Source organism: Taibaiella koreensis, assembly GCF_003545715.1.
GTDB lineage: Bacteria > Bacteroidota > Bacteroidia > Chitinophagales > Chitinophagaceae > Taibaiella > Taibaiella koreensis.
On the sequence record NZ_QVNU01000001.1, the window covers coordinates 1197343 to 1209896 of the forward strand.

The 12554-nt window shown below is 49.4% G+C and carries 15 protein-coding genes; 10 read left to right on the top strand and 5 right to left on the bottom strand.

Annotation, left to right across the window (positions count from 1 at the left end; genetic code table 11):
- Position 1 precedes the first annotated feature (1 nt).
- The 5 genes from DZK30_RS05280 to DZK30_RS05300 all read right to left on the bottom strand — a co-directional run bounded on the left by DZK30_RS05280 (position 2) and on the right by DZK30_RS05300 (position 3763).
- Entirely contained in the window at positions 2–301 is a 300-nt protein-coding gene (locus DZK30_RS05280; protein ID WP_118973018.1) for a hypothetical protein, read from the bottom strand.
- Positions 302–853: 552 nt separating this feature from the next.
- Positions 854–1675, bottom strand: a complete 822-nt coding sequence (locus DZK30_RS05285; protein WP_118973019.1) for a universal stress protein — start codon at positions 1673–1675, stop codon at positions 854–856.
- A gap of 82 nt (positions 1676–1757) precedes the next feature.
- On the bottom strand, positions 1758–2186 hold the full coding sequence (locus DZK30_RS05290; protein ID WP_118973020.1) for a MarR family winged helix-turn-helix transcriptional regulator: 429 nt from the start codon (positions 2184–2186) through the stop codon (positions 1758–1760).
- Between the two features lie 163 nt (positions 2187–2349).
- The gene (locus tag DZK30_RS05295) at positions 2350–2844 is read right to left on the bottom strand and encodes a hypothetical protein (RefSeq protein ID WP_118973021.1); all 495 of its coding nucleotides are present in this window, start codon (positions 2842–2844) and stop codon (positions 2350–2352) included.
- 151 nt (positions 2845–2995) lie between these two features.
- Entirely contained in the window at positions 2996–3763 is a 768-nt protein-coding gene (locus DZK30_RS05300; RefSeq protein WP_118973022.1) for a MerR family transcriptional regulator, read from the bottom strand.
- Positions 3764–4033: 270 nt separating this feature from the next.
- Here DZK30_RS05300 and htpG point away from each other — a divergent pair, with 270 nt between their 5' ends.
- From htpG to DZK30_RS05350, 10 genes are all read left to right on the top strand, one after another.
- Complete coding sequence (gene htpG, locus DZK30_RS05305) at positions 4034–5929, top strand: molecular chaperone HtpG (RefSeq protein WP_118973023.1); 1896 nt, start codon at positions 4034–4036, stop codon at positions 5927–5929.
- Between the two features lie 153 nt (positions 5930–6082).
- The gene (locus DZK30_RS05310) at positions 6083–7123 is read left to right on the top strand and encodes a nucleoid-associated protein (RefSeq protein ID WP_118973024.1); all 1041 of its coding nucleotides are present in this window, start codon (positions 6083–6085) and stop codon (positions 7121–7123) included.
- A 6-nt stretch (positions 7124–7129) separates the two neighbouring features.
- On the top strand, positions 7130–7714 hold the full coding sequence (locus DZK30_RS05315) for a Crp/Fnr family transcriptional regulator (RefSeq protein WP_118973025.1): 585 nt from the start codon (positions 7130–7132) through the stop codon (positions 7712–7714).
- Between the two features lie 75 nt (positions 7715–7789).
- Positions 7790–8338 carry a DinB family protein gene (locus DZK30_RS05320; protein ID WP_118973026.1) on the top strand — a complete coding sequence of 183 codons (549 nt, stop codon included), beginning with the start codon at positions 7790–7792 and terminating at the stop codon, positions 8336–8338.
- Between the two features lie 54 nt (positions 8339–8392).
- A complete protein-coding gene (locus tag DZK30_RS05325) occupies positions 8393–8920 on the top strand; it encodes a GNAT family N-acetyltransferase (RefSeq protein WP_118973027.1) in 528 nt (175 codons plus the stop codon).
- Positions 8921–8925: 5 nt separating this feature from the next.
- Positions 8926–9735 (top strand): helix-turn-helix domain-containing protein, encoded by an 810-nt coding sequence (locus tag DZK30_RS05330; protein WP_118973028.1) that lies wholly within the window; start codon positions 8926–8928, stop codon positions 9733–9735.
- A 70-nt stretch (positions 9736–9805) separates the two neighbouring features.
- On the top strand, positions 9806–10189 hold the full coding sequence (locus tag DZK30_RS05335; RefSeq protein WP_118973029.1) for a VOC family protein: 384 nt from the start codon (positions 9806–9808) through the stop codon (positions 10187–10189).
- 114 nt (positions 10190–10303) lie between these two features.
- On the top strand, positions 10304–11344 hold the full coding sequence (galE, locus tag DZK30_RS05340; RefSeq protein ID WP_118973030.1) for a UDP-glucose 4-epimerase GalE: 1041 nt from the start codon (positions 10304–10306) through the stop codon (positions 11342–11344).
- Positions 11345–11354: 10 nt separating this feature from the next.
- Positions 11355–11762, top strand: coding sequence for a thiol-disulfide oxidoreductase DCC family protein (locus DZK30_RS05345; protein ID WP_118973031.1), 408 nt, complete (start codon positions 11355–11357; stop codon positions 11760–11762).
- Between the two features lie 122 nt (positions 11763–11884).
- Positions 11885–12412 (top strand): DinB family protein, encoded by a 528-nt coding sequence (locus DZK30_RS05350; RefSeq protein ID WP_118973032.1) that lies wholly within the window; start codon positions 11885–11887, stop codon positions 12410–12412.
- The last annotated feature ends 142 nt before the right edge of the window (positions 12413–12554 follow it).

Here is a 12554-nt window from a genome sequence, read left to right on the forward strand (position 1 = left end):
GTTATTTTATATCTGTTATGGTTACCCAGCCTTCATTTTCATGGTCCATCGTGCATATTGCGCCGGGTGTTTCACTGCAATCGCGTGTCATTTTAAAAGAAACCTTTACCGTGGCGCTGTCCGGGTAGCCGTTTGTCCTGGTGATATTGCATACATGGTAATCTTTTCCGTCAAAACGAAGATAGGTTCCGGTGCAATCCCTGATCAGGGTCATTTCCCTGTTGTTTGCTTTACTGCAGGAAACCAGTAATATCAGTCCTATTATCCATGCCCCTTTCTTATTATAAGATACCCGCTTCATTTATCTGCTGCTTTTCAATGTCTTGTAGTTGTGTCTGTCCGTTTCCCATCTTCAAAATAGCAACACAGGATCATCTGCGTCTAAATAACCACGATAGTGAAAATACAAATATGCTTTATCCCCACCTATTAGGACGGCAGAGATAAAGCAAATCTTAGAAAGATGAAAAAAAATTTTAGTGTCTGTCCGTATATAGGAAACCAGTTCCCAAATAGGCGCAATGAAAAAATGATCCTTTTGGTTAATTATTAAAATGTTGATATATGGTTATCTGTCCGGCAATGCTGCATTAAAGTTGATATCTGTTTTTAAGCCTGGGTGCGCTGGCCACAAAAAAACAGCGGAGCATTGTTTTTTGCCGCCTTTTTTCTTTCTTTTTTGGCGGAGCAAAAAAGAAAAAGATAACAACACCAAATAAAAATGCTGTTAAAGCAAAGCGTGTCAGCTAGTATTTATAGACGTGCAAAACTTTGTTTCCTTTATCCGGATAGTCAATAAATTTTTTCCGGTTTATTGTAAAAGACTGCTTACAACAACTCCGAAGTTGGGTGCTTAGTCGTGTAGCGCCAGGATCGGAAGGTGGTTGATGCGGGTAAGCCTGCGGCTATGCCGCTGGTTAAAAATGCTGTACCAGATACCGTGGCGGTGCGGGATCACGATCAATAGCTGTATATCGTGAGCGCGGATATATCGAATAATAGTAGCGACAACATCGGTATTCTCAATAGAAGCGTAGACAGGGCTATAATCCCGTAGCCGCTGTTCCAGAATATTGCGGTGTTCCTGTCTTTTCTGATCGTTCCTTTTATCCGGTACGCTCACATGGATAATGTGCAGCTGCGCGGGACCGGCATCCAGCACACGTTTAATAAAATCCAGCTGTTGCTGCTGCAGGGGATTGGCGTAATCGCTGGCAAAGCCGATATGGGTAATGCCCTGGTAGGTTACGGAGCGCGGTATGATGAGCACCGGTATCGGAAGCTGGTTGATGATGTCGACAAATACGTCGTTCCATCCCCAGAATTCGCCCTGGCTCTGCGGAGCGCCCACTATGAGGAAATCGATATGGTACTCGCCCAGCAACTCGTTAAGGCAATCGACCGGGTTGCCGAAGGTGAGCTTGGCGGCAATCTGCAGACCGGGGTATTGCTCCCTGGCCCAGTCGGCCTCTGCCTTCAGCTTCTCTTCGGTATGCTCCATACTAAGGTGAATGCTGGAAAAAGCAAGGGCGTCGGCGGCATAATTGAGCGGGGGATCGTAAGTATGGGTCAGCACCAGAGAATAATCCCGGTCTTTTGCCATGGCGCAGGCGTATTGTAAGGCATTGCGGGACGTTTCGGTAAAAGCGGTAAATACCAGTATTTCAGGTTTCATACAACCAATATTTGAAAGTGATCGAAAACGAATAGGATAAATTGTAAACAGTATAGAACTATACTAATTATATAAAAAAATATCAGGTTACATCCAGGTTTTTCCGTATGCGGGTCATTACCCTTATCAGGTCCTCCAGCTGCTCTATAGCCACATTTTGTTTGGCTGTATGGTTCAGCGAGCGGATCCAGGGCTGCACTTTTTTCTTCATGGCCTTTCCACCGGGTGTCAGGTAAATGATCTTGTTGCGCCGGTCTATACCTTCCTGGCGGTATACCAGGTCGCGTTTGACCAGGTTGTCCAGCACGTAGGTCACGCTGGCCTTGTCCTTGGCCGTAACATTGGCAATCTCCTGCTGGTTGATGCCATCCTTGCCCCAGAGGCAATACAATATCTGCATCATTTCAAACGTGAGATCGATATTGTTCTCGCGCAACTTAGCCTGCAGGAATTGTTTGAACGCCAAGTTAACCAGGGTAATTTCCTTAGTGAATTTCGAGATCAGGTCCATAAGTAAATACCTTAACAAAGTTAAGCCTTAAATCGTTTACATCTTTACTGTTTTCTTTTAAAATAAAGAGCCGTCCCATTACGGAACGGCTCCTTTCGCTACACCTCTACTCCTCGCTATTGGTCCTTATTCGTCTTTGTTTTTTGTTACTGTGTTCCTATGCTTACCGGCGTCCGTAATGGCGACCCCTGTCTCCCCGGGGACCTGCATCCACACCGCCACGGTTCTTCTCCCATTGGCTGTGCATCGGATGTCCTTTGCTCGCATAATACCGGCTGTCGCGGCTATCGCGGATCACCGGCTGGTTATGTACTCCCTTGTATCGTGCGTATCGGCTGATGTCATCACGGTTGTAACGGTAGGGATCGGGCCGGTTCACCACCACTTTATAAGTATTGTAAAGATTCACATTCCGGTACCTTCCGGGAAGGCTTTGGGCATATGCCCAGCTGCTGCCGTTGGGGTAGATGAACTGCGATCTGCCCACATCATAATAGCAGTTGATGTCGGGGAGATAATAGTAATCGGCATGGTTGTAACCGGTAGGTCCCCAGCCCGGTTGGCTGCCGATATTGATGCTCACGTTGATCTGTGCTGTTGCCTCTTTGCTCATCGCTGTTGCTCCCAGTAGCAGGAGCGCTATCATTACCTTTTTCATAATGTTCCTGATTTACTACTTTGATCGGCAGTTATGGCTTTCGTTTAACCAGGCCAATTAATAATTTGCTAATAAAGGGCGGCGTTCAAACCGGCAAGAATTTCCCAATGCAGCAAAGCGACGGGTCTTGAAAATAAAGAACGCGGTGGCCCTACAGTTGCTGCCGGACAAAATAGTGCATGGCCTGCTTCATAAAGGCGGCGAAGGCCGGTTGTGGCCTGCCGTCAGTTTGCAGAAAACGGTCATCGTTCAGGTACAGATCGGCAAGCCCTTTATAGGCTTCAGCTTGGGTATCGGGATCGCCATCCGTGCCCCAGAACCGACGTATATTACGGTAATGTAAGGCGATCGCTTCTTGTACAGTCCCGCTTTCGGGATCCGTGTCCTGCAGGCTGCGCAAGCGCGCTGCAATGGCCAGTTGCTCCGCTTTAAGCGATGCCAGCGCTTCGGGTGCCCTTTGCAGCAGGGCTTGCTCCGAGCGCTCTACGGCATGCTGGCCATATTGGGTTATCGCCTGCCGGCGGTATGCCTGTGCTTCTTCGCGGCCGAGGCCCTCATACAATTCTTCGTGTTTCATTTGTCGCTTTTCTTTAAGGTTCGTAATGGTTTTTTCAACGGTTATCAGCAGAGTGTCCAGCTGCCGCTGCTTTTGCTGCAAAGCTGCTTTGTGTCCTTCCAGGGCCAGAATCAAATCAAAATCAGGGTTGTCCAGCACAGCGGCGATCTCCTGCAGCGAAAGGCCGAGCTCTTTGTAAAAAAGGATTTGCTGCAGGCGAAGCAGCTCGGGCTCGCCGTAGCTCCGGTAGCCTGCCCCGGAGCGTGCGGCGGGTTTCAGCAAATCGATCTGATCGTAGAGGTGCAAGGTGCGCACACTTACGCCGGCCAGCGCGGCTAATCGGGCTACAGAATAGGTTTTCATTCCTGTTTGTATTGTCTTTCTGCAAACATAGCCTATGACCTTAGGTAAGGGTCAGGGCATTTTTTATATTTATTTTATTTTTCAGTGTAAATAGTTGTAGATATGAAAGGCGAGAGATTTATTGTCAGGATATACCAAGGCTGATACTGAAAAAAGGACGCCCCCGTCACGTAAACGGAATAGAAAATGTCAATTTGGCAATTTGCCGGTCTTTGGAATAACCTTTGTACTTAATCTCCGGTAAGTAAATCTTTTAAAATTATAAGCCTTATGCAGGAAAAAGGAAATATATCCATACACACGGAAAACATTTTTCCGATCATTAAAAAGTTCTTGTACTCCGACAACGAGATCTTCCTCCGTGAACTGGTGTCTAATGCGGTAGATGCTACCCAAAAGCTGAAGCGTCTGGCTTCGATGGGCGAGCTGAAGGGCGACGCCGGCGAATTATTTGTCGAAGTGAAGCTGGACAAGGATCAGAAGACCATAACCATCAGCGACCGTGGTATCGGTATGACTGCTGAAGAGATCAAGAAATACATTAACCAGGTAGCTTTCTCGGGCGCTACGGAATTTATGGAGAAGTTCAAGGAAGCCAAAGATGCCAATGAGATCATTGGTAAATTCGGCCTGGGCTTCTACTCTGCCTTTATGGTTGCCCACAAAGTAGAGATCAACACCCTGTCGTACCAGGAAGGTGCTGAGCCGGCCCGCTGGATCTGTGATGGCAGTACTGAATTTGAGATCGTCGATGGCGACCGTACCGAAAGGGGCACCGATATTATCCTACACATCAATGAAGAGTCGGAAGAGTTCCTGGATGAATACCGTTTGCGGAGCATTCTCGATAAATATTGCCGTTTCCTGCCCGTACCCATTAAGTTTGGTACCCGCACCGAAAGAGAGCCCGATGGAGAAGATGAGGAAGGCAAACCGAAGTTCAAAGAAACAGAGGTTGACGACATCATCAACAATACGGCACCCATATGGACCAAAGCGCCTTCAGAACTGAAGGATGAAGATTATCTGAACTTCTATCGCGAGCTGTACCCCATGTCAGAGGAGCCTTTGTTCTGGATCCATCTGAACGTGGACTATCCCTTCAACCTGACGGGTGTGCTGTACTTTCCTAAAGTAAAGAACGACTTTGAGCTGCAACGCAACAAGATCAAGCTGTTCAGCCGCCAGGTATTTATTACCGACGAGGTAAAGGACATTGTACCCGAGTTCCTGATGCTGCTGCATGGTGTGATCGACAGCCCCGATATTCCATTGAATGTATCCCGCAGCTTCCTGCAAGCCGATGGTAATGTGAAAAAGATCAACAATTATATTACCAGGAAGGTGGCCGATAAGCTGAATGAGCTGTTCAAAGCAGATCGTAAGGCTTACGAGGAGAAGTGGAGCGACATCGGCTTGTTTGTAAAATATGGCATGATCACCGACGAGAAATTCTACGATCGCGCCAAAGACTTTGTGCTGTTGACGAACGTACAGAAGGAATTTTTTACGCTGCCCGAATACAAGGAAAAAGTACAAGGCCTGCAAACCGATAAGAACGATACGGTGGTGTACCTGTACAGTACCGATGCCGGCAAGCAGCATACTTTTATCCATACCGCTGAGAAGAAAGGTTATGATGTGCTGGAAATGAATTCGCCCATTGATAATCACTTTATCTCGCAGCTGGAGCAGAAGCTCGAAAAGACTTCCCTGAAGCGCGTTGATGCCGATGTGGTCGATAACCTGATTGGTAAAGATGAGAAGATAGAGAGTGTATTGAGCGAAGACCAGAGCAAAGAAGTAAAAGAATTGTTTGAAAAAGCGATCAACAAATCCTCGATGAACGTGGAAGTGACGGGCCTGCATCCCGATGAGTTGCCGGTAACCGTAACCATGGATGAGTTCATGCGCCGGATGAAAGATATGGCCCGTACTGGCGGCGGCGGCATGATGGGCTTCTATGGTAACCTTCCCGATAACTACAAAGTATCGGTGAACGGCAATCATAAGCTCATCCGCAGGATGCTGGAAGAAACCGACAGCGAGATCCGGAGCCGCCTGGCGCGCCAGGCCTTCGACCTGGCCCTGCTATCGCAGGGAATGCTTACCGGCGCCGACCTTACCGATTTTGTGAACAGGAGCGTAGAGCTGATCGGCGCGTAAGCACGATAAGCTGAATAAATAACCAATTGCCCGGAGAACCGCTCTCCGGGCAATTTTTTTCATACCGGCACAGCCTGGTACCCTGATGGAGCGCAAGCTTATTGCTGGTTTTGCCTTATTTTTGTTGCCCTTTCCATTTCCTATTTTTCGCGCATGATCGATTACGAAAACGTCGGCATCAAGAGTATTGCCGTGCATAAAGTGGGTAACAAACTTACCGACGACGGGATGCATTTGTCGAAGGACCCGGTGCAATTTGAAGATGAATATACGCCGACTATTCTGCTGAAATATTTCATTCATCCGTTCAATACCAGCGAGCTGTACCGGTTCAGCCACCCTACCGATCTCTCGTTGAACGAGGTGTATACTTATGTGACCAAGATATTTGACCGGCCGGAAGCACTACATCAGCAGTCCATAGAGATTGCCAAGCACCTGTACGAACAATCGGTACATCCCAAGGTGAGCGCCGGCGAGCTATGCGTCTGCTATTTCACCGACCTGATAATGGAAGAACGGACTGTAAGAGCCATCGGCATTTTTAAATCGGAAAATAAAGATACCTTCCTGAAGATCGATGCTGCCAGCGACGATTTTAAGATTCGTCATGAAGACGGTATCAATGTCAATAAGCTGGAAAAGGGCTGTCTTATCTTCGACGACGAACGGGAAGAAGGCTATCGCTTGTGTATGATCGATGCACAGCGCTCGGGCGATGCCCAATACTGGAAGGATAACTTTCTCAACATTACACCCATCAGCAACGACTACCATAATACCAAAGATTTCCTTAGCATTGCCAAGAACTATGTGACCAAACAGCTGGCCGAAGACTTCGAAGTGTCAAAGGCCGACCAGATCGATTTTCTTAACCGGTCGGTCAATTATTTCAAGCATAATGAGACTTTCGATAAGGAAGATTTTGTGGAGGCCGTATTCCAGGACAAAGGCATCATACAATCGTTCAATACCTACGATGAGAGTTATCGCCAGGATCACGATCTGCAGCTCTCCGACCGTTTTGACATTTCGCCTATGGCCGTGAAGAAACAAGAGCGTATTTTCAAGAGTGTATTAAAGCTGGATAAGAATTTTCATATTTATATCCATGGCGACCGTGAGCTGATCGAGCAGGGGATGGATGATGACGGCCGTAAATTTTATAAGATCTATTTCGAAGAAGAATCCTGAACCTGTATGGAAGAGGATCTGGCGCGCCTGAAGGCGCTTACCGATGCGGTTTATCCTTTACCGGCAAATGATTGGGCGGCGTTTGCCGGTCTGTGGCAACCCTTTCGTGCCGGACGTAAGGAAGTGCTCACGCGCATCGGCGGACAGGAGCCGTACCTGTATTTTGTGACGGAGGGGGTGCAACGCGTTTATTATTTTGATGATGAAGGCAGGGAAGCGACGCTTGTCTTTACCTATGCGCCGTCTTTTGGCGGCGTGCTGGATGCCATGATGCTGCATCAGCCATCACGCTATGCTTATGAAACACTCACTGCTTCCGCTTTTCTAAGGGCTTCGTACCGGGATGTGGCACAGCTGATGCAATCGAGCCTGTCCGTGGCAAATATGGTGCGCATTGGTCTGGCGGCAGCTTTATCGGGGCTGCTGGAGCGACTGGCCGAGGTGCAATGCTATTCATCGGCCGATAAATTCAGGAAGCTGCTGGAACGCAGTCCCCACATCCTGCAATTGGTGCCGCACCGGTACCTGGCCAATTACCTGGGCATCGATCCCTCCAATTTCAGCAAACTGCTCAATAGCATCCGCATCTGAAAAAATCTTGGTTTTTACCAAGAATGTACGATCTCAGGTAGCTGACCTTTGCCCTGTATCGTACAATTAGCTTTTATGAAACCGACTAAAAAGACAGCGCTGCTACAGCGCCTGGAACAGCGCGTTGAGCAACATTTACTGACCACTACCGCACAGCTGCAAAATCTCGAAACAAAACGTTTGCTGCAGCAGAGGCAGGACGGCGGATGGAGCATTGCGCAATGCCTGGAACACCTGAATAGCTACGGCCGCTATTACCTGCCGGCAATTGAAAAAGGGTTGCGGCAAGCTGCACCGGCCACCAAAGATACCTTTACGAGCACCTGGCTGGGCGATTATTTTACCCGCATGATGGAGCCCGGGGTAAAAAAATATAAAGCGCCCAAGGATCACCGGCCTGCTCCGGAACTGGATGCCGCTACAGTGGTCGCTACCTTCATAGGGCAGCAGGAGACCCTCCTGGCCTGTTTGCGTAAAGCACAGGAGATTGATATGGACAAAGTGCGTATCCCCATTTCTATCGCGCGCTGGATTAAGCTCAAGCTGGGCGATGTGTTCCGCTTTGTGGTGGCGCACGACGAGCGTCATATCCAACAGGCATTAAGACAGCTTAATAATCATTAAGCACCCGGATTTATCCATGAAAGCTTATTTTTACAGGGACCAATAAAAAAACCTATGTCCCTCTCAGCGCCTGTGATCCGTGCGGTGACGCCGGAAGATCTGGACGATTTGTTACGCATCAGCATCAGTACCTTCCTGGACACTTTTGCCGCCAGCAATACGCCCGAAAATATGCAGCGGTATCTCGACGGGAATCTGACTGCCGCCCGGCTGCAGCAGGAGTTGGCGGTTCCGGGCTCGGCTTTTTTCTTCATCCTGGTCGAGGGAACCCTTGCCGGCTATCTCAAAGTGAATACCGGCGCGGCACAAACTGAAGCGCTGGGCGACAGCAGCCTTGAAGTGGAACGGATCTATATTGCTAAAGACCATAAAGGCCTGGGACTCGGCCGCCTGCTGATGGATAAAGCCTTTGCACTGGCTAAGGAGCAAGGCCATAACCTGCTATGGCTGGGCGTTTGGGAGCACAACGAAGCTGCCATAGCTTTTTATCGTAAGCTGGGCCTGGCGCCTTTTGATACACATGCGTTTTACCTGGGTGAGGATAAGCAGACCGACATCCTGATGAAGATCGCCTTAAGCTAAGCGGTATGCGTTACGAAACATTGCCGCCGCCCGCCTCCTTAAGTGCCTATGTCCGGTTTTTCTGGATCATGGAGGGAGGGGGTACGCGCGAACAGCCTTTTGTTTACCGCTCGATGGCTGACGGTTGTACCGAGCTGCTGTTCCATTACCGGGGCTGTTTCGACGAGCTGACGGCCAAAGGCAGTCTTCCTTCCTTCAATAGTGGTATACATGGGCAATCGGGCAAGAGCCGCCGGTTCAGCATTGCCGGGAGCTTCGGCATCTTTGGCGCATACCTTTACCCATTTGCTTTACCGGCCTTGTTTGGTCTGCCGGCAAGCCTGGTATCCGACGAAATGGTGTCGCTCGACGCCCTTCTGGGGATTGAAGGGCGTGACCTGGAAGCTCAAATGATCACTGCTGCCGGCAACAGGCAGCGCTTGCAGCATATTGTGCGCTTCCTGGAAGCCAGGGTGAGCCGGCGTAAGCCGGACGGCGCAGATCATATGCCGGCATTGATCCGGTCGTTGCAGAAGGGCTGTACGCCTTGCCGGGTAGCACAGCTGGCCGGTGAACAGTTCCTTTCCGTGCGCCAGTTTGAGCGGCAATTCAAGCAGGCTTCGGGTTTTAGTCCCAAAAAATACCTGCGCATCCTTCGCTTCCAGGAGGCCTTACGTACAGCCGGCAGCGGGCGTTCGCTTACCGAAGTGGCTTATGCCTGCGGCTATGCCGATCAATCCCATTTCATATACGATTTTAAGGCTTTTTCAGGGCATCATCCCGGCTTTTTCTTTAAAGGAAAATGTACGGACACTACCGCCCTGGTATTGCCCTGAATCATGTCGCATTTCTCCAATTTTTCTCAATGGAAACCCTCTATTTTTGCCATATAAACAATAACGAAAAATGAGCAATGAACCAACAACCCAGACGGTAACACCTTACCTGATCGTCGATGGTGCGACCCGTTTTCTTGACTTTGCCCGGCAGGTATTTGACGCGGCGGTGGAACGCGAACACCGGAGGCCGGAAAATGAGACGCTGATCATGCATGCCCAGCTAAGAATAGGCAACAGTGTGATCATGTGCGCCGATGCCGTGGATGAATGGAAGGCCGAAGCCGCCGGCCTGTTTATTTACGTGCCCGATGCCGATAACTCTTTTGAAAAAGCGCAGCAGGCGGGTGCTACTGTAGTCATGCCCTTGTCGGACCAGGATTACGGCCGTACCTGTGGCGTGAAAGATCCCGCTGGCGTGACCTGGTGGATCACTGCGCAACAGGTACAATAGGTGCTGTGCAGCAGCCATTGCGCCGGCCCGGCATAGAATCTGTTCCAGGTGGAAGGGACTGACGTAAATTGGAGGGATCGGCGTATCTTTGAGGTTTAAACGTGCCGAATTGATATGAAGAAAATACTGGTTACAGGCGGTTGCGGCTATATTGGCAGCCATACCATTGTCGACCTTATCGCCAATGGTTATGAAGTGATCTCGATCGATAATCTTTCCAGAGGATTCCAGCAGACCATCAACGGGGTTGCGGCTATTGTAGGTAAGCCGGTGAAGAACTATATGGTGGATCTTTGCCATCTTGAGGATGTAAGGGCCGTGTTTGAGGAAAACCAGGATATCGCCGGCATTATCCATTTCGCGGCCTATAAGTCGGTTCCGGAATCGGTAAACAAGCCGCTCGAATATTTTCGTAACAATATCACTTCTCTGCTCAATATTTTGCAATGCGCAAGAGAATTTGACGTCGATAATTTTGTGTTTTCTTCTTCCTGCTCCGTATACGGCAATGCCGATACCTTGCCTGTGACCGAACAGGAGCCTATGAAGGCTGCCCAATCGCCTTACGCCCGCACCAAGCAGATGGGTGAAGAGATTTGTGCCGACTTTGTGAAAGCCAATCCTGGCTTTAAAGCGATCCTCCTCCGGTATTTCAACCCTGTAGGGGCGCATACTTCTTCGCTGATAGGTGAGCTGAACGAAACACCGGAGAACCTGGTGCCCGTGATCACGCAAACCGCTATCGGCAAACGCAACAGTATGACCGTATTCGGTAGTGATTACGATACCCGCGATGGCTCCTGTATCCGCGACTATATTCATGTGATGGATATAGCCCACGCACATACCCTGGCCATGTCACAATCGATTGCCGATGCCCTGGGTTCGGACTGCGAGATATTTAACCTGGGTACCGGAGAAGGAGTGAGCGTATTGGAACTGATCAGCGCATTTGAAAAAGTATCGGGCCGCAAGCTCAATTACAAGGTAGGTGGCCGCAGGGAAGGCGACGTTGTGGCCGTATATGCCGACAATCAAAAGGCCTGCAAGGTACTGGGCTGGGTTCCCGGTTACGATATGGATGCGATGATGGATACTGCCTGGAAATGGGAGCAGCAGCTGGCAAAAACAGCGCAGAAGGTCATGTTTAATTAAATCCAGTACCATGCAGGAAGCAGGAAAAGCGATCGTGCTCTTCGACGGGGTCTGCAATCTCTGCAGCGCCGCGGTAAAGCTGATCATCCGCCATGATCCCGGCGATTATTTCCGCTTTGCTTCGCTCCAATCGGAACAGGGACAGGCGCTCCTGCAGCAATATAGCCTTCCTGTACTTCAATCCCCGGAAAGCCTGGTGCTGATCGAAAAAGGCAAAGCCTGGCAATATTCTGCGGCAGCCTTGCGTATTGCAGGTAAGCTTAACGGTGGGTACCGCCTGTTTTATCCCCTCATTTTTTTACCGTCATGGTTGCGGGATCCGGTGTATCGCTGGATCGCCAGGAACCGTTATCGCTGGTGGGGACGTCAGGACGAGTGCTGGCTTCCTACTCCCGAACTTAGGGCCCGTTTCCTGTAAAAAGCATATTTGATGTCGCGTTTCAGGGAATTTTCAGAAAAAAAGATTTTCTTTACGGAGTACTGCCATAGGGTTGTCAGTAACAGGTCTTTACTTTGCTGTATCATCAAAAACAAAACGATATGCTTCCCGAACAATCAGCTACCGCAACGCAGGAAAATGCCATCGCCTATGCGATGAAGAACTTTGCCGCCTACAACTTCTGGGCCAATACGACCCTGATCAATTGGCTAAGGACAAAACCAGCATCGTTGATGGATGCTGAAGTGCCTTCCAGCTTCCCTACCATCAGGCGTACCCTGATACATATCCTGCAAACCCAGCAGTATTGGTTTTCCGTGATCAGCAAAACGGAATTTCAGCCCTTCGACACCGAGGCCACTACCGAAGCGGCATTCCAGGGATTGCTGGATCACTCGGCAACCGTAGCTACTTATATAAAAGAGATGACGGAAGAGGATCTGCAAGACAAAACGCTGGTGACCAGTCCCTGGTTTGAGTGCAATTTCAACAACTTCGAATACCTGATCCAGTTTGTGAATCATGGTACTTACCATCGCGGACAGGTCATTACTATTGGCCGTAACCTGGACCTGACCGATGCGCCGATGACCGATTATAACTACTACAACATCTACGGAAAGGCATAACCCGGGAAGGGGTATGGATTCCGTCTAATGCTAAAGCTTTCGTAATGTCGCAAATACCCCTGCGATTTGACCGATATGCCCCCTGTCGTTCCAGGCAAGTACTGCTACCTTTACACTACCGATGAATACCGGCAGTGTTGCT